Source organism: Arthrobacter sp. NPDC090010, assembly GCF_044748305.1.
In the GTDB taxonomy this organism is placed as follows: Bacteria; Actinomycetota; Actinomycetes; order Actinomycetales; family Micrococcaceae; genus Arthrobacter_E.
Genome location: NZ_JBIVFT010000006.1, coordinates 95,225 through 112,720, shown reverse-complemented (window position 1 = coordinate 112,720; position 17,496 = coordinate 95,225). Strand labels below are relative to the sequence as shown.

The 17,496-nt window shown below is 62.8% G+C and carries 14 protein-coding genes; 2 read left to right on the top strand and 12 right to left on the bottom strand.

All coding sequences use genetic code 11. The features are described 5' to 3' along the window. Positions 1 to 9: 9 nt before the first annotated feature. The 7 genes from ACIPXZ_RS10685 to ACIPXZ_RS10655 form a co-directional block, all read right to left on the bottom strand. Positions 10 to 1,245 carry a branched-chain amino acid ABC transporter substrate-binding protein gene (locus ACIPXZ_RS10685; RefSeq protein ID WP_400593625.1) on the bottom strand — a complete coding sequence of 412 codons (1,236 nt, stop codon included), beginning with the start codon at positions 1,243 to 1,245 and terminating at the stop codon, positions 10 to 12. A gap of 416 nt (positions 1,246 to 1,661) precedes the next feature. Further along, the gene (locus tag ACIPXZ_RS10680) at positions 1,662 to 2,585 is read right to left on the bottom strand and encodes an ATP-binding cassette domain-containing protein (RefSeq protein ID WP_400593622.1); all 924 of its coding nucleotides are present in this window, start codon (positions 2,583 to 2,585) and stop codon (positions 1,662 to 1,664) included. Next, complete coding sequence (locus tag ACIPXZ_RS10675) at positions 2,582 to 3,463, bottom strand: ABC transporter ATP-binding protein (protein WP_400593619.1); 882 nt, start codon at positions 3,461 to 3,463, stop codon at positions 2,582 to 2,584. The genes ACIPXZ_RS10680 and ACIPXZ_RS10675 overlap by 4 nt, the downstream gene beginning before the upstream one ends. 5 nt (positions 3,464 to 3,468) lie before the next feature. Then, complete coding sequence (locus tag ACIPXZ_RS10670) at positions 3,469 to 4,359, bottom strand: ABC transporter permease (RefSeq protein ID WP_400593616.1); 891 nt, start codon at positions 4,357 to 4,359, stop codon at positions 3,469 to 3,471. Beyond that, complete coding sequence (locus ACIPXZ_RS10665) at positions 4,356 to 5,330, bottom strand: ABC transporter permease (protein WP_400593613.1); 975 nt, start codon at positions 5,328 to 5,330, stop codon at positions 4,356 to 4,358. Before ACIPXZ_RS10665 ends, ACIPXZ_RS10670 begins: the two co-directional genes overlap by 4 nt. Before the next feature lie 39 nt (positions 5,331 to 5,369). Next, positions 5,370 to 7,085, bottom strand: a complete 1,716-nt coding sequence (locus tag ACIPXZ_RS10660; RefSeq protein WP_400593610.1) for an ABC transporter substrate-binding protein — start codon at positions 7,083 to 7,085, stop codon at positions 5,370 to 5,372. 198 nt (positions 7,086 to 7,283) lie between these two features. Beyond that, positions 7,284 to 7,634: a MerR family transcriptional regulator gene (locus tag ACIPXZ_RS10655; RefSeq protein WP_400593608.1), complete on the bottom strand. Its 351-nt coding sequence runs from the start codon at positions 7,632 to 7,634 to the stop codon at positions 7,284 to 7,286. A 58-nt stretch (positions 7,635 to 7,692) separates the two neighbouring features. On the opposite strand from ACIPXZ_RS10655, the gene ACIPXZ_RS10650 reads away from it, so the two are divergent. Then, on the top strand, positions 7,693 to 8,283 hold the full coding sequence (locus ACIPXZ_RS10650) for an RBBP9/YdeN family alpha/beta hydrolase (protein ID WP_400593605.1): 591 nt from the start codon (positions 7,693 to 7,695) through the stop codon (positions 8,281 to 8,283). On the opposite strand, the gene ACIPXZ_RS10645 is transcribed toward ACIPXZ_RS10650, so the two are convergent. The 3 genes from ACIPXZ_RS10645 to ACIPXZ_RS10635 form a co-directional block, all read right to left on the bottom strand. Continuing rightward, positions 8,253 to 9,092, bottom strand: coding sequence for a spermidine synthase (locus tag ACIPXZ_RS10645; protein ID WP_400593602.1), 840 nt, complete (start codon positions 9,090 to 9,092; stop codon positions 8,253 to 8,255). The two genes, ACIPXZ_RS10650 and ACIPXZ_RS10645, sit on opposite strands and share 31 nt — an antisense overlap. 155 nt (positions 9,093 to 9,247) lie before the next feature. Then, a complete protein-coding gene (locus tag ACIPXZ_RS10640; protein ID WP_400593599.1) occupies positions 9,248 to 9,937 on the bottom strand; it encodes an O-methyltransferase in 690 nt (229 codons plus the stop codon). Positions 9,938 to 10,038: 101 nt separating this feature from the next. Then, a complete protein-coding gene (locus tag ACIPXZ_RS10635) occupies positions 10,039 to 10,362 on the bottom strand; it encodes an MTH1187 family thiamine-binding protein (RefSeq protein WP_400593596.1) in 324 nt (107 codons plus the stop codon). A gap of 93 nt (positions 10,363 to 10,455) precedes the next feature. Between ACIPXZ_RS10635 and ACIPXZ_RS10630 the strand changes: the two genes are divergently transcribed. After that, positions 10,456 to 11,082, top strand: a complete 627-nt coding sequence (locus tag ACIPXZ_RS10630) for a TetR/AcrR family transcriptional regulator (RefSeq protein ID WP_400593593.1) — start codon at positions 10,456 to 10,458, stop codon at positions 11,080 to 11,082. 285 nt (positions 11,083 to 11,367) lie between these two features. On the opposite strand, the gene ACIPXZ_RS10625 is transcribed toward ACIPXZ_RS10630, so the two are convergent. Together ACIPXZ_RS10625 and ACIPXZ_RS10620 are read right to left on the bottom strand one after the other, a co-directional pair. Beyond that, positions 11,368 to 11,691, bottom strand: coding sequence for a hypothetical protein (locus tag ACIPXZ_RS10625; RefSeq protein ID WP_400593590.1), 324 nt, complete (start codon positions 11,689 to 11,691; stop codon positions 11,368 to 11,370). Next, a complete protein-coding gene (locus ACIPXZ_RS10620) occupies positions 11,685 to 17,333 on the bottom strand; it encodes a colicin E5-related ribonuclease (RefSeq protein ID WP_400593588.1) in 5,649 nt (1,882 codons plus the stop codon). Before ACIPXZ_RS10620 ends, ACIPXZ_RS10625 begins: the two co-directional genes overlap by 7 nt. Positions 17,334 to 17,496: the final 163 nt, after the last annotated feature.

The window sequence follows — 17,496 nt, the reverse complement described above, 5'->3', positions numbered from 1 at the left end:
CTACCGGCCTTACTTGCCGATCACGCCAATCGGAGCGATCTTGCCGCTTTCGACCTTGTAGCCGTAGACATCAGGAGTCGCCAGCTCGCCGGTGCTGTCCCACTTGTAGTGCTTGGACAGGCCATCGGCGTCATAGGCCTTGACCCAGGCGAGGAGGTCCGCACGGCTCTGCTTGCCGTGGTCGATGCCGGACAGCAGCACGGTGGCAGCGTCGTAGCCTTCGATGGAGTAGGTGCCAGGCTCGGCATTGGTCAGCTTCTTGTACTCGGACTCAAAGCTCGGGATCAGCTCGCCCGGGATGCACGGGCAGGTGAAGAAGGCGTTGGAGGATGCGTCGCCGGCCTGCTTGATGAACTGGTCATCCTTCACACCGTCCGGGCCCACGAAGGAACCGGTGAAACCCTTGGCCACCAGCTGCTGGTCGAACGGTGCACCCTCGGCGTAGTAACCGGCGTAGTAGACCGTGTCAGCCTTGGCGTTCATGATCTTGGAGATCACCGCAGAGAAGTCCTTCTGGCCGGTGATGACCTTGTCAGAGCCGACCATGGCGGAACCGAGGGCCTGGGAAGTCTGGGTGCCCAGGCCGATGCCGTAGTCCGAGTCGTCCTGCACCACGTAGACCTTCTTGGCCATCAGCTTGTCTGTGAGGAACTTGGCTGCAGCGGGGCCCTGGACGGCGTCATTGCCGAGAGCACGGAAGAAGGTGGTCCAACCGTTCTTGGTCAGGTCGGGGTTGGTGGCAGAGGGCGTGATGTGCACCAGACCCTTCTGCTCAAAGATGTTGCCCGTGGCCTTGGACTCCCCGGAGAACGGCAGACCGACCACGCCGATGATGTCTGCTTCGGACACGATCTGGGTGACAGGACCGGTGGCCTTGTTGGGATCGCCTTCCGTGTCGAACTTCTTGAACTTCACCTGGCAGCCTGGGTTGGCGGCGTTGTGCTGGTTGACGGCCAGCTGGATGCCGTTGAAGATGTTGATGCCCAGCTGGGCATTCGGGCCGGTTTCCGCACCGGCGTATGCGATGGTTGTCGCGTCAGGGCACTTGCCCTTGCCATCGCCTGCGGGGAGCACTGCGGCTGCGGGAACGTCCACCTTGGAGATCGCGGGGATGTTCACCTTGCCTCCATCGGTACCCGAGGTGGCCGTGGTACCTGTGCCGCTCTGGTTGGCGCAGCCGGACATCAACATGCCGAGCACCACCGTCGCAACTGCCGTGACTGAAAGGGCTTTCTTCCTGTACATAATTGGCCTCCGCGCCAAATCAGGGTCTGATCATGCACCCGCAGCGGTGTATCCACGAGCACTTCCAAGAGAGTACTCCCAGCAATGTGACATAGGCCACATTTTCGGCGTCAGGATCTGATAACGAATACACCCCCCTCACCAGCCAAAACCCAGTCGAGACTCAGCCAGGGACGCAAGAGCGCCTCGGTGCGGGAGATGCATGGCGTCATCAAGCCTGTGTCGCACCCGCTTATGTGAGCGTATGGCTCCCGAGGTGGCCCTTGAATGCCAGGAGATCACTTTCATGTAAAGAGTCGGTTACGCCATCCGGCGCGGGACGGCAAGCATGGCCGTTCCGTCGGTGATCGATGAGGCTCTCTTCCGGCAGATCGCCTCACAAGCGCGGGCCACATGCGACAGCTGCCGGCACCCTTTCACTGTCCAGGCAGCGCCACCAGGTGCCCGTCGCCCACGTCCCGCAGTTCACGGCGTGGTTCCCCTGGAACATCCCATGACCGATTGCCGCTGCGCCGTCGGCGCTGCCCGCGTTCCCGAGGGCTCACGATCGGCACCGCATCCAGCAGTTCTCGCGTGTACGGGTGGCGTGGATCGTCGAAGATCTGCTCGCGGCTGCCCTGTTCCACGATCGCACCGCGGTACATGATCGCCACGGAGGTGCACATGTGCTCCACCACGCTCAGATCATGCGAGATGAACAGGAAGGACGTTCGCCGTTCCTCACGCAGATCGCACAGCAGGTTCACGATCTGCCCCTGGACCGACACGTCGAGAGCCGAAACCGGCTCATCCGCCACCACGAACTCGGGCTTCAAGGCCATCGCCCGCGCGATGACGATCCGCTGGCGCTGTCCGCCGGAGAACTCGTGCGGGTACCGGTCCAGGGCGTCCGCGCCCATCCCGCACTGTTCCAGCACCTCGATGACCCGCTGCCGTTCATCGTCGCGAGTCGCCAGACCGTGGGCGCGCATCGGTTCGCCGATGGCGGTGACGATTCTCAGCCGTGGGTTGAGGGCCCCGAACGGGTCCTGGAACACATACTGCATCCGTGGGCGCAGTCTGCGCAGCTCGGAACGCGGAAGATCAAGGATCTCCTGCCCGCGGAAACGCACGGAACCGGAGTCCGGCTCATGCATCCTCAGGACGGCCTGGCCCAGGGTCGTCTTGCCGCTTCCCGATTCGCCGACCAGTCCGAACATCTCCCCCTCGCGGATGCTCAGGCTCACCCCGTCCACGGCACGCACGGCCTCGCGAGGCGCCCGGCGACCGCCGCCTCGTGCGCGGAACTCCTTCACGATGTCGCGTGCCTCGACGAGCACCGGCGCGGCGTTTCCCGTCATGCGCGCACCTCCGTGACTTCATGTCCTTGTGCCGCAAGTCTGCGCACATCCTCCGGAATCGTGGGAAGGCGGTCCAGTCGCTGGCCGAGCAGCGGGCGGGCGCTGAGCAGAGCCTCGGTATAAGGGTGCACCGGCTGTTCGAAGATGCTGAACACGTCTCCTCGTTCCACGGCCCGCCCGTTGTACATGACCAGCACCGAATCGGCGACCTCGGCGATGACGCCCAGATCGTGCGTGATGAACAGCATGGCCATCCCGGTCTCGTCGCGAAGCTCCAGCAGCAGTTCGAGGATCTGGGCCTGGACGGTGACGTCCAGCGCCGTCGTCGGCTCATCCGCGATGAGCAGTCGAGGCTCGCAGCAGAGGGCGACGGCGATCATCGCCCTTTGCTGCATCCCGCCGGACAGTTCATGAGGGTAAGAGCGCATGATCCGTTCCGCGTCGGGGAGGCCCACCCGGCGGAGCCACTCCATGGAACGGTCGCGCGCCTCCGCCCGCGAGACGGACTCATGGGCGCGGATCGTCTCACTCAACTGCCTGCCGATCGTGAAGACCGGGTTGAGGGAGCGCGCCGGCTCCTGGAAGATCATTCCCACCTCGCCGCCACGGATCCGCTGCAGGGCGGTCCGGCGCAGCGTGAGGACGTCGGCGCCGTCGAACAGGACCTGGCCGCCGGAGATCTCTCCGGGCTCGTCCACGAGCTTCAGCAGCGAGAGCGCCGTCAGGCTCTTGCCGGAGCCGGACTCGCCCACGATACCGAGCACCTCCCCCGGGCTGATCGCGAAACTGACACGGTCCACCACCACACGATGCCCGCCGCCCTCGGAGGGGAAACGCACGCTGAGCTCCTCCACGCCCAGCAGCGGCTCTGTCCCCATGACGTTCACCTCCCCGTCCTGGGATCGAAGACATCCCGGAGCCGGTCACCGAGGACGTTGATCGCTGCCACGGTGATCAGGAGCGCGACGCCGGGCGGCACCCACAGCCACCAGTGCTGCTGGAAGTCGATCAGGTTGTTGGCGGTGTTGATCATGTTCCCCCACGAGGCGTTGGGCGGGACGACGCCGAGACCCAGGAAGCTCAGCGCGGACTCGCTGAGGATTCCCGAGGCCGTGCTCAAGGTCGCCACCACGATGAGCAGCGGCATCACATTCGGGAGCAGATGACGGAACTGGCGTGAAGCGGCACTCAAGCCCAGCACCTCCGCCGCCCGCATGTACGGGGCCTCCCGTAAGGAGAGCACCTGGCCGCGGATCAATCGGGCCAGCGAAGGCCAGCCGATCACACTGAGCAGGAGCATCACGATGTAGATCCGCGACTCGGGCGCGACCTTCAGTTCCGAGAGCACGGCAGCCATCACGATGAGCAGCGGCAGGCCCGGAATCGACATGAGCAGATCCGCCAGCCGCATGATGAGCGTGTCCACGATCCCGCCGTAGTACCCCGCCACGAGACCGAGCACGGCGCCGAGGAGCAGGGACAGCAGCATCGAGGCGACCCCGATGGTGAGTGAGATCCGCCCCGCGAGCATGAGCCTGGTCAGGACATCCCTGCCGTACTCATCGGTGCCCAGCCAGTGATTCGACGCCGGGGCGTGCTCCGCGATCCGCAGATTGATTTCGTCCCCGGTGTACCCGGTGAGCAGGGGGCCGAGGAAACTGAAGAGCAGCATGAAGGCGAGCAGACCGATGCTGATGCTCGCGGCCGGAATCCGCACCAGGCGGCGGAACTCCATCGCGCCCCTGCTCTCGAGGGCCGGTTCTCCGTGGCTCATGAGACTCTCCTCGACCCGAGAAGCCGCACCCGGGGATCGGCCACGGCATAGAGCACATCGGCCAGAAAGCTGCCCAGGATGGTGAGGAACGCCAGGAGCATGGTGATGGTCATCAGGACCGCGTAGTCGCGGGTCTGCACCGATTCGAGCTGGATGCGCCCGACGCCGGGCCAGTTGAAGATCTGCTCGGTGATGATCGCCCCGGAGAACAGGGCCGGCAGCTCGAAAGCCAGGAGCGTGATCGCGGGCAGCAGGGCATTACGCAGCGCATGGGAGAAAACCACTGTGCGCTCTCGCAGTCCTTTGGCGCGGGCCGTGCGGATGAAGTCCGCATGCAGCGCCTCCAGCATCCCGCTGCGGAAATAGCGGGTGAGCGCACCCGCTCCGAGGAAGGTGAGGATGCCCACCGGCAGCACCATGTGCCGGGCGATTTCGAGGAATTGCGCGAAGCCGTCCGAGGAACTCGCAGTATCCAGCATGCCGCCCGTCGGCAGCCAGCGAAGGTCGACTGCGAAGACCTTGATCGCCAGCAGACCGATGAAGAAGGACGGCACCGACAACGAGGCGAACAGTCCCGCGGTGACGAGCCGGTCGAACCAGGAGTACTGCCGGGTCGCGGCGAACACCCCGCAGACGAGGGCTATCGCCCAGGTCAGCAGGAACCCCGCGAAGGCGATGACGAAGGAGTTGCCGATCAGCGGTCCAAGGAGTTCCGTCACCGGGCGGTTGTAGACCAGGGAGTACCCGAACTCGCCGCGCAGCATGTTGCCGAGCCAGATGAAGTACCGCACCGGCACGGGCTGGTCCAGGCCGTTCAGGGCACGGAGCTCGGCCTTGCGCTGCGGGGTGAGCTGTCGGTTCGAGCTGAAATAGTCGCCCGGCATGAGGGCGAAGAGGAAGAACACCAGGACGGAGACACCGAAGAGCAGCAGTGCCATCAGTCCCAGCCTCTTGAGGACGTAGCGGGTCATGGGAACCGTTCGGATCGGGTGAGGGACGACGCCGGGAGGCTAGCCTGCGATCTTCAGCTTCGCCAGCGCGAGAGCGGCGTCGTCGCTGCCGGTGGTGTACAGTTCACCGTTCTGGATGCGGGCGTTCCAGGCCGAAAGGGATTTGCGATAGTCGAGCAGGATGATCGGCGGGTCCTGGCTGAGCTTCTGATACAGCTCGGTGTAGATCTTCTGCCGGGCCGCCCGGTCGAAGGTCGAGACGCCCTTCTTGATCAAGGCGGTCACCTCCGGGTTGGAATAACCGCTGACGTTGATCGCGGGGTCAGTGGTGCCGAACTCAGAGACTGCGTCATTGGGGTCGCTGAGCCCGTTGCTGCGGAAGCCTGCGAGGTCGTAGTCCCCGTTGTTGAGGCGGTCGAACGCCGTGTTCGAGTCGAGCACCTCCGGCACGAAGTCGATTCCGAGGTCCTTGTAGTCCTTCTTCGCGATCGGGATCACCGGGTCGTCCTGCTTGGTGGTGATGTAGGAGAGCGTGAGTTTCTTTCCGTCCTTCTCGCGCGTGCCTCCGGAACCCGCCTTCCAGCCGGCCTCATCGAGCAGTTGGCCCGCCTTCTTCGCGTCATAGCCGTAGGAGGTCACGCCGTCGTTCGTGTAGGACCACTGGGTCGGGGCAGCGAAGACGTCCGCCACCTGCCCCAGTCCCTTGAACTTGGCGTCCACGATCTGCTGCCGGTCCAGCCCGTAGTACAGCGCCTGGCGGACCTTGGTTTCGGCCAGCGCAGGCTTCTTGTTGTTCACCCAGATGGCGCCATAGTCGGAGATGACCCGGGCCCGGATATTGGCGAAGCCGAGCCCCTGGAGTTCCTTGAGGCTTGCCGGGTCACTGCCGAAGCCGCCGTGGTCGATGTCCCCGTTCTGGAAGTTCTGCAACGCGGAATCGCTGGAGACCACTTTGAAGATCACCCGTGCGATGGCGGGCTTGCCGCTGTAGTAATGCTCGTTGGCCCGGTAACGGATCTCCTGGCCTTCCACGTACTGTTCCAGCGCGTAAGGGCCGGCGCCGAGGGGCTTGCTGTAGAGGCTCTTGAGGTAGTCGAGCTTTCCCTTGACGTAGCCCTTGCCGTAGTAGGCCTTCGAGATCACCGGACCACCGAGTGTGCGCAGGGCGAGCGGGTTCGGCTTCTGGGTGACGATGCGGATCGTCGAGGGGTCCACCACCGTGATGCCGGAGAGTGAGTTCGCTGACCCGGAACGGAACTCTTTGGTGCCCGCGATGACGATGTCGGAGAAGTCCACGCCTCCGGCATAGGCGGGGTCATTGAGCAGGGTCAGTGTGAAGGCCACGTCCTCGGCGGTGAGGGGTGATCCGTCGCTGAAGGTCAGCCCCTTGCGCAGGTGGAAGGTGTAGCTGAGATCGTCAGAGGACACCTCCCACTTCTCGGCCAGATCCGGGACCGGATCGCCGGCGTCATTGAAGACCACGAGGGATGCGAAGATCGGCTGGACTGCGTTCCCGTCCCAGCCATTGTCATAGAAGCCCGGGAGGAACACGCCACCAGGCTTGTTGATGGTGGTGACGAATGAGTCTTTACGCTGCGTGGCGGCGGCCGGGCTCTTCCCTGGATCGGAGGCCTTGTAGAACTCGTCCTTCAGTTTGCTCAGATCTGCCTTCTCTGTGCCCGGGTCCGACTCGACGGCCGGGGAGCAGGCGCCGAGGAAAAGTGCACCTGCGAGCAGTGCGGCGATCGCTGCGACCGGCTTCTTGATGAGCGTCATTCTGCGGCCCTTCTGGGGACGGGGGAATCCACAGGCAGAAATTTCATGCCCCGTGAACGAATACCCGCACAGCCTAAACAGGGCCGATGAGAACTCTGAAAGCGATGTTTCACATGGTGAACGAATAAGAAGTCCGGTTGAAAAAGATGTCGATATGAGAACCGTCCGGTTAATGAATCTTCACATTCCCGGGGCGCTTCACCCTTCCGTGAGCAACTCGCTGAGGCGCTGCTGCTTCTCGCGAATCTCCTGCTCCTGCGCACCCAGCCGTCCGGCCAGGGCCTCGAGCTCCGCCCGCAGCTCCGGACACAGTTCCAGGGCGAGACCGTGCTCGCCGCTTCGCACACAGTCCAGGTAACGCCGGATGGTCGCCGTGCCGAGTCCCGCGGAGATCATCGCCTTGATCTGCTGGACGCGCACGACGTCGTCCGCAGTGTATTCGCGGTACCCGCCACTGCCGCGCTCAGGGACGAGAACCTCCTGCTCCTCGTAATGCCGCAGCGCCCGGGCGCTGACCCCGCTGGCAGCAGCCAGCTCTCCGATCCGCATCCCGGATCCCCTTCCGTCTTGACCTTCACGCCGGCGTGAGGGTTTACCGTCCAGTGACATGACCTCCACGGACCTGACATCCACGACAACGGCGCGGCGCGCTCTGATCTTCCACGGGTACGGCGCCACCCCGGAGGACCACTGGTTCCGCTGGCTGGCGGACCGGCTGGAGCGCGACGGAATTCCGGCCACCGTTCCCTCCTTGCCGGACCCGTCGGCGCCGGACCGCGAGAGCTGGGACAACGCCGCCCGGGCGGCACTGGGATCGCCGGACTCAGGCACGCTCGTGGTGGCCCACAGCCTCGGGTGCCTCACCGTGCTGCGCGCACTGCGGTCCTTGAAGGGCCCCTGGCGTTTGGGAACCCTTGTGCTGGTGGCCGGCTTCGTCGACCCTTTGCCTGCTTTGCCGGGCCTGGACGCCTTCATCGACGGCGGCGTCGAGCTCGACGGACTCGCGCAGCGCATCGACTCCCTGACCGTGCTCCGCTCCGACGCGGACGCTTTCGTCCCGACTGAGCACACCGACCGTCTGGCCGGACTGCTCGGGACCAGCGCCGACGTCGTCCCCGGGGCTGGGCACTTTCTCGCCGACGACGGCGTTACCTCGCTCCCGGCGGCCTACGAAGCCCTCGGGTCATGGCGCGGCTGAGCACCCTGGATGAAGGAGCGGGCTTCTTCATCGCCCAGATAGCGGGCCGGGACTCCCCCGCCGAGCAGGGTGCGCACCATCGCAGCCGTTCCTTCAAAGGGCAGGAAACTCCCCGCGATGATGACGTTGCCGTAGCGGCGGCCCTTGAGCATGGGAGCGTCGGCGACGATGGCGAGGTGCGGGAAGACGGAGCCGATCGTCGCCGCCTCCTCACGGGCGGCCTTCAAGTTCGGGGCTGATCCGCAGTTGACCAGGTACATGCCGTCCGGGCCGAGGACGTCCGCCACCTGCTGGGTGAACTCCTGGGTGGTGAGGGAGTCCGGGGTGAGGCTCTGGGCGAAGACATCCCGGATCACGACGTCGCGGCTGGCAGGGCTGAGCGTTTCCGTCACCGCGCGGGCCTCACCCACCCGGATCCTCAGGAAGGGGGCGCGCGGCAGGTCGAACCATTCACGCACACCCTCGGCGAGTGCCGCATCCAGCTCCACGACCACTTGCCGGGACTCCGGGTGCACGTGGTGGAAGTAGCGCGCCAGGGAGCAGCCCGCACCGCCCAGGTGCAGGTGCCGGACCCGGCCTTCGAAACCCTCGGGCCAGCGGTCTTCGACGAGTGCTGCGATCCAGCGCATGTACTCGAAGCTCAGGTGGGTGGGGTCATCCAGGTCCAGGTGGGAGCTCTGAACCCCGTTCAGGCGCAGCAACCAGCCGTTGGCGAGATCCGGATCCCGCTCCAGTGTCGCGGTGCCCTGGTCGACCTGATATTCGCCCTCCACGGGTTGCGCCGACGGCACGTTCCGGCCCTGTTTCATAGCGCCCAGCCTAGTACGCGCGGGGACCCCGGCTGAGCTTGCGAAGCCGGGGAGCGGACTAGGCGCTAGTACGCGCGGGGACCCCGGCTGAGCTTGCGAAGCCGGGGAGCGGACTAGGCGCTAGTACGCGCGGGTGCAAGTCATCCGGAGCGCCGTCAACGGATCACGGCCAGGGCGAAGCCGTCCCAGCCCTTCGAGCCGACGGTCTGAATGACGGTGGCGTCGAAGCGTGGGTCTGATCCCAAGAGCTGCAGGGAGTCACGGATGCCGGGAGCGTTCACCGGGTCCCGCTCCGGCTCCATCGGGGCGCCCTCCCAGACGGTGTTGTCCAGCACGATCACCGTTCCGGGCCGGCCCAGGCGGACGGCCCATTCGAGGTAGTTCGAATTGTTCTGCTTGTCCGCGTCGATGAAGACGAGATCGAACGGTTCCTCACCCTCCAGGGTGGGCAGCACGTCCAGCGCGGCACCCACGCGGATGTCGACGCGCTCCCCCACGCCGGCGTCGTCGAGGTTCTTGCGTGCGACGGCGGCATGCTCGGCTTTGTACTCAATGCTCACCAGCTGCCCGTCCCTCGGGAGGGCGCGGGCCATGAAGAGCGTGCTGAAGCCGGCGAGGGTGCCGATCTCCAGGACACGGCGGGCGCCGCGGATGCTCACGAGAAGCTGTAGGAACTTGCCGGAGTTCGGCGCCACCTCGATGGGTGGCATTCCCGCGGCCTGGGCTGTGCTGATGGCCTGGTCGAGCGCAGGGTCCGGGTGGACGACCGTGTCGGAGATCCATTTCTCCATGGCGACCCAGTCAGGTTGCGAGCGATGCTGGAAAGGTGTGGGTTCCGGTGCCATGGAGCAAGTCTGGCACCGGGGCCGGACCCACGGAAGGTCTGGACAGCGGCGAATCCAGGGGCCGGACGTCAGAACTGGGGCCCTTCAGGCGGTATCCCTTTTCAGTCGAGCTCGCCGAGCGCCTTCTCCAGACGTTCGATTTTCCCGTCCAGTTCGCCGCTGAAACCGGGGCGGATGTCCGCCTTGAGGACCAGGGAGACCCGGGAACCGTAACCGGCGACGGCGAAGGTAGCGCGCTTGACCACCTCCATCACCTCGTCCCACTCGCCTTCGATTTCGGTGAACATCGAGCTGGTGCGGTTGGGCAGTCCGGAGTCCCGGACCACCTTGACCGCGGCGGCGACGGCGTCATGCACGGAGGCGTCGGTGGGAGCGTCTCCACCGGCGGGGGCACCTGAGGGGGCTACGGAGAAAGCGACGATCATGGCGCTGGCCTTTCATTCGGGAGTAGATGTCATGAAAGCGGCAGATTGGCCGTTCGATGCCTCCAGTTTCCCATGCATCGATATGCTGGTCAGATGGAATACCGTCAGGGATCGCGTCCATTGCGTGCGGATGCGGCCCGCAACGTGGAGAAGATCATCACGGCTGCCCGTGAGTGCTTCCACGAGCAGGGCCCGGAGGTCCCCCTCCAGCTGATCGCAGAGACCGCACAGGTGGGGCCGGCCACCTTGTTCCGCAATTTCGCGGACAAGGAGGCACTGGTCCTGGCCGTCATTTCGCGGCAGTTGCGGATTCATGTGGATCCGGTCGTGGAGATCGCCTTGGCCGAACCGGACGCCTGTGCGGCTTTGATGCATGTCATCGAGTCCATCGTCCAGGTCGCCGCCGAGGAGAGCGCCCTGCTGGATGCTCTCGTGGGTCGCCGCGGCGTGCTGACCACCATCAGCGGCAACATCATCGAAGCGCTGGGGCTTCTGCTGGGCCGGGCGCAGGCTCAGGGCACGGTCCGTGGCGACGTGTCCGCGGAGGACGTGATCCGCATCGTCGCCATGCTGATCGGCTCGGTCGACACTATCGAACGGGGTACCGACGCCTGGCGCAGGCCTGTGGCCCTGATCGAGGACTCTCTCCGGCCCGCCGCAGCGGTGCGGCCGCTGCCCCCGCAGACCTCCGTCCCGAGCCTGGCACTGCCGCTGGGGTGAAGCGGGCGTCGGCGTACAGGCTGACGCGCCCATAATGATGAGGACGCCTGCTAGCTGGATCATCGATGTCCAGCCAGCCTGGTCGACGACTAAAGGGCGCTTTCGCCTCCGAAAACGCTTGGGGGCACGAGCAGCGAAATCGCCCCTGCTAAGAGATTCCGAATGATCGAACCGCGGATCAACGCTTCTTCTGCGAGAAGATATGGATCAATCACGAGTAGGGCGCTTCGCACATGTCAGGACGCCGCGGATCACCACGCTGAGAAAACCTTCGATCCGCGCCCTCTAAAAACAGACTACCAATTCGACGAACTCACAGTTCTCCCATTGGGAAAATACTTTTTCTGCGACATCGAGAGTTGCCGCCTGAGCCCGAATGCTTCTCGCTCCTTCACCGCTAAGATCAAGAATCATATCTAGATCTGGAACTATGCTCTCTCCCAGCCGATGAAATCCTTCCATTCCGCAAATGGACAGGCCGCTGGTACGCAATATTTGGATGGTTCGCAAAAATTCCTTCGACTCAATCCGAATCAAATCAGGAGGATTGTAACTCCCCATAATATTCTCTTTTTGAAAAATCGTCGAAAACTCAGACGCAGTCACCATGGAGACTTCCAATTCGGGTCCGTTAGATCACTGACTTGAACTATATCAGCCGTCTTGTCATTTCTTACGACATACCCTCCGTCCTTATTCAGGTATGCAGTCGCCGGATCATCATTTTTACCCGACCCGTCGGGTCTCCAGCGAGTATCCCTCGTCCGAATCTCTTTTGATGGGTTATTTACAAGATCACGCACTGAATCTTTCGTCCACCCTCTTCCCTTCAGTTGCTTCTCGATTTTTGGTTCAAATCTAACAAGAAGACTTTTTGCCCCAGCCTTTCCTGCCGACTCCGCGGCTTGCTTGCCGTACTTGATCGCTTTCGATGCAGCCTTACCGCTGGAGCCGAAGACACCCAGCACAGCCTCGCCTGCGCTACTGGCGATTGCACCTCCGACATCGTCAGGATTTTCGTTCACCTTATCCCAGACGTTGACAAGGAATGAAAGTCCGGTAGCGACACCGCAAACGGTAGGACCTCCACCCGGACACACTAGCGATTGCCCCCAAGAAAGCAGCTCATTGGCGCTGTGCACGAAGGGTTTGACCGCGTCCTCTGCGCTGGGGACAAAAGCTACGGCTGGTGCGACATACGGCGGGTGATAGGCGATGCCCGCGCGGCTGTACCCATAGTTCTGCGGCCCGCCGGGGGCGACCACCAAACGGAGAGGCTGCGCCTCTTCAAACAACCGGCCGTAGTTCTGGGTCTCCCACTTACTCATATGGTTCACGCCCACCTTTGGACGCGCTTCGTAGCCGTTGCACACATCGCAGAGGAACAGGCCGGATGGATCGGAGAAGTTGATCGGATCCGCACCGGAATACATGTACGGGCTGAACAAGCGCTGGTTGGATTTGTCCAGCACAGGATCGGGTGTTGTGAAAACACCTAGCACAGAATCCAGCTCGCGCGCACCCACCTGGACGAGTTTCGACTGAGTATCCGCAAGCTTGCCGATGTACCCGTTCACGGCTCCGAACCCGGCGGGGTTGGCAGCGTTGGTCCCCGCGCCTCTGGCTCCGGCAGCAGCAGTGGCGAAGGCCGCATTGCCAATCGCGGAGACCGTACTGCCACGAGCCAGCCCATAAGGGTCCGTGAACCGAACCACTGCAGCGGTCCCCGCCGTCGCTGTCGTCGGAATCACCACCGTCTGCGCTGTATTCACCCGACCGCTCAGGACGACTGTCAGTTGAGTCGCGCCCGCCTTAGCGGTGCGCTCAGCGACAATTTGACCGGCGAAGCTGTACAAACGTGTTCCGGTCACCGTGCCGGTTGTGGTCACATGCGCCGTGGTCGCCCCAATCGTCACGGTCGTACCGGTGCCGTCGATGATTCCCACCGACTCACCACTCGCTGTGTAGAACCTCTGTGTGTCACCGGTCGCAGTCGTTGCGGGCGGGTTTCCTGAGGAGCTATTGGGGTTGGGGTTTGCTGAAAGCGCCGTGGTACCGACCGTGCCGGCCAGTTTCCCGTCTTCCGTGTACTTCAGGGTCTGGCCGGCTCGACCCGTCATTCGACCAGCTGCGTCCCATGCGAAGGCGTAGTTCGTAGAAGCACCGGAGGCCAGCGTACTCGTCAGGCCTGTCAACCGATGCGTAGTGCCTTGGTAGCTGTATGACTCCGTTGACGACAGTGCCCCGGTAGGGCCGAACCTCTTCACCTGCGCCCTGTCGCCACCAGTGGTGTAGCTGAACGTCTGAGCGTAGGCAGCGGGCCCTCCTAGGCCCACGACGCTGGAGGCCGAGGGCGTAGGCGCAGCACCACAGGCTGCTGTCGGCGTCCATGCAGCCGAGAGACGGTCGGCATAGTCGTAGGCGTAGCACTGGTTGTCCACAGGCTTATTGGTGCGCGCGGACCAGGAGAGATTGCTATTCGTGATCTTCCCTGAGGAATCGTATTTGTAGGTGGTCTTGCCGAGGTCTGCGATCACGCCCTTAACGTCGTTGTTGCTGCTGACGGTCATCAAACGCTGAGTAGTAGCGTCATAGTCGAATGACGTGCTAGTCACGCCCACTGTGGGATCTGTAGAGAAAGCCGCATTCTTGTCCCATTGCTGAAACGACCCAAGCCAACCCAAGTTGTTGTAGGACCCGTTGGTCACGATCTTGTCCCCCAGGCTGCTGAACACTGCGCCAGGGCGATCCTGCGAGTCGTACCCGAAGGTCAGAGTCTCTCCTGCCACACCGCCCACTGCCGGTACTGCAAGGGTCGAAGGCAACCCATTCTGCTTGTACGTCGCTGTGGTGGTGTACGCCCCGGCGAAAGTTCCCAGCACGGATGGAAGTGTGGTGCTGGTCGTCCCTGCCTGGTTGTTGGCGTTGTAATTCGAATAGCTGGTGGTGACCGCTTGATCGAAATTGGCGCCGTTGTAGCGGGTTTCAGAGCTGAGTTGACCCTTCTTCTCGGAGTCGTAGCTGCGCGTAGTCAGCGTCTTCGCTGCGCCGCCGTTGGGGGTCACGGTCGTCTTGACCGTGCGATCAAGGTCGTCGTATTCGACGGCGGAGACTGAACCGAGCGCATTGCTCGTGGCCGACAACCGTCCGCTCGAGTCATAGCTCATGGAGCTGTTTCCAGAATCCGGGTCCGAAGCTGTGACTTGGCGGCCTGCAGCATCGTATCCCCAGGTCCAGGTGTTTCCGGAGACATCCTTCATAGAGGTCATCTGGCCCAGGGCGTCATAACCGTAACTGGTGGTATCCGCTGTAGATGCCGTAGTCGGACCACGGAACAGGACATTTATGACAGCATTGCCGTTCAGGTCTGTAACGGCCTGCTTCGCAGACGATGAGGCGATTCCACCCGGAGGAGTCGGGCCAGTCGTTGTGACTGTGTCGGTACCCGCGTACGCAGTGGTGGTTGTCCACAGTATCTGATTGTCGTTGGCAACTGCCGAGGTGGTGGTAACACGCCCAGCCGCGTCGTACCCGTAGGTGGTACTCGACGGCACAGCAACGGTCGGTACCATCAATGTGCCTGACGGGGCCCCAGTCATGTAGTAGTCGTTGACCGTCTTGGTGACGTCCCCTGCGCTGTTGTAGTAAGTATCTGTGGCAATCGTTCCACCAGTCGGTGATGGTTTCTGGGTTTGCCGGGCTCTGCCCAAGCCGTCGAAAACCACGAAGTTGCGGTAGGTGGACCCCCCGCTGCTCACCGTTTCTGTCCGAATCCAAGAGGGCGCCGTCTGAGACACTGCGTAGGTGATAGCTGTGTCCGGCGTTGCGTTACTGGCTTTCGGCCTCAGTGGCGACCACTGCTTCACCAAGCGTCCCGCCGCATCAAACTCGCTGGTCGCAACGTTGCCATTGACATCCACGTTGGCTGTGACCGCGCCCCGTGACGCGTCGAGGGTCTGTGAGGACGTCCACCCCAACGGGTTGGTTCCTGTCACCGTCGTCGGCAGTCCTATCGCAGGCGCGTAGCCCGTCTTGCTGACTCGGGCACTGCCCGTTGTATTGTCCGTGGACGTCGTCACACGGCCCAACGCGTCATACCCAAGAGTTGGCCCCTGCTGCCAGGCCGTGATCGCACTCCCGCTGGTCGCAGTGGCCGTATCAGTTCTTGTGGCAAGCCCCTTGGACGGCGCCGTGTAGCCGGCGCTTCCGGGATCGGCCGAGGCCGAACTGTCATACAGAGTCCTCGTCGCTGCAAGAACAGCGCCCGCACTTGACCCGTTCGCACATTCTCCAGCTCGCGTTGTCTCAGTCGCGGTGAACGCAAGAAGGTTCGTGCCGACATTGTCTGCAAAAGTGACCAGCCTGCATGAAGCATCCGCTCCACCGGTTTGAGCCGTACTGCTCGTAGCAGTCACCCGTCCAAATCCGTCGTGGGTGTAAGAGATGGTTCTGGATCGCGAACCTCCGATCGGCGCAGCCGCCTGGCCAGAAGTCTGAATGGCACTCTGACTACCCACGCCAATGTGCCGCGCAGTCGCCGATCCTAACGCCACCGTGGATGTGGCAGTAGGAGCGGAAGACCAAGGAGCAGTGATCGTTGTAGACAACCTCGATGTGGTGTCTCCGAGAAACGCCTGTTCCTCGACTTTCATCCCTGTCAACCAAGGAGAGTCCGTGATCGTAGTACCGTCACTTGCAGTGACCACAGAACTCCGTATGCCACCAGCAGTATTCGATGGAGTTCCATCGAGTCCTCGAAGGTAGGTCGACGTGCTGCTCGGGTTTGCGGTACTGGGGTTGTTTCCTCTTGTGGTCTTCACCTGTCCGTAACCGGCAAACACCGACCAGCTCATCTTCGAGCTACCCTCTGCACTCACATACTTTTGCTCGGGATACTTCCACGCTGGGCTCCCGAGGTACTGGTACCGAGTCAGCATATCGACTCCACCGGCAGGACCGGCAGCAACACCAATGGCCGCCACAGGATAGATATGAAAGTAGTCCATCCGGGCTGGCTCAGGAAACGGCTCCGTGGGAGCCCAGTACTGCGGGAAGCAGCGCTTGGTATTAGTTTCCGGGGATGCCGGAAGATTTGTGGGGGTGCATTCCGCGGCCAAGTAGCTCGCAGAAACGATTCCACCAGTTGCGAGCTTGATTCCGGAGAGTCTGTATCGGTCAAGGGGCGCTTGCCCATCCACAACGTAGACGCGGTTCTGTAATGTCTGCCCGCTGAACACCACTGGAGCGTCGGTGATTGCGGTTCTGCCTGCAGTAACGTCGGCGGCAGTATGGGTAATGGATCCCAGCCAGAGAGCTGGTTTGGTGCCATCACCAGGGTCGGGGAATGAATGTGCCAGCGACCAACGGTCGATGTCCTGGTAAGTCGAGCCAATCAACGTCCTGGTCGCGATGCTCTGCAGACGCTGGTCGGAATAGAATGTCGGCACCTGCATCTCGCAGCTTCCGGAGGAACTGCAGGCGTAACTCGGCGGAATGTCGCTTCCTTTACTGCAGTCCGTCCCCGCGCAACGCCCCGTATAACTGAGGACATACTGGAGCGGAGCCGCGTTGGCACCCAGTTCGGAACCTGATCGCATCCCGTAGTCGATCCGTGTCGGACGGGAAGAGCGGATGTACTGCAGGTGAGTGCCGGTGCCCTTCTGAGACGAGTAGTAGTTGGTATCCTGGGCGTAGTAAACGGCTTGAGAGTTGCCATTCACGTCGACGACATAGTCCAGATTCCATGCGGCCGCCTGCTGGCACAGCGAGGCCCCGAATGACGCTGCCGCGCATGGCTGTGTTGAATCAGCTGCGCCGACAGGGACGGTGTCCACCGAGTTCGTGGTCACCGAGCCGTTTGCCCAGCCCGGAAGCTTGTTGCGTCCGAAAAAGTACTGAGTTCCAGCTGTATCGGTGAGCTTCCAGTAACCACCGTCGAACGATCCGTTCTGGCCGGAAGCCTTCAGATACTCGATTCTTGTGTTGTCGTCGTTCTCCAGCTTGAACGCCCCGGATGAGGCATCTTTGATGATCTTTCCCGAACGCCCACCGAAGGCTATGGAGAAGGACTGTCCGCCCTTGTTCCCGCACAAGTCATAGGAGTCAGGGTTTCCTTGGTCTTTGCAGGACTGGAACTTCTGTTTGATTGAACCGAGGCCGGCCAACGCCCAGCCGTCGCCGACCGGGCTGGCTTGGTTGTTCGTCGCGGCGGTCAGCCCGTCAACCCGAGACGAATCGTAAGAAAGCGACAACGACGGAGAGACGCCCGCCGGTGCTCCCCGACCGGAAAGTGGATACGACCACGTGAATCCACCGGTCTGGGAAGCTGAACCCCACTGCGCCGCTCCAGTCCCAGGCAGGGCTGAGAAGTCACCTGCTCCTTTTTCATTCGCAGGCGGCGTCGCCAGGCGGGGT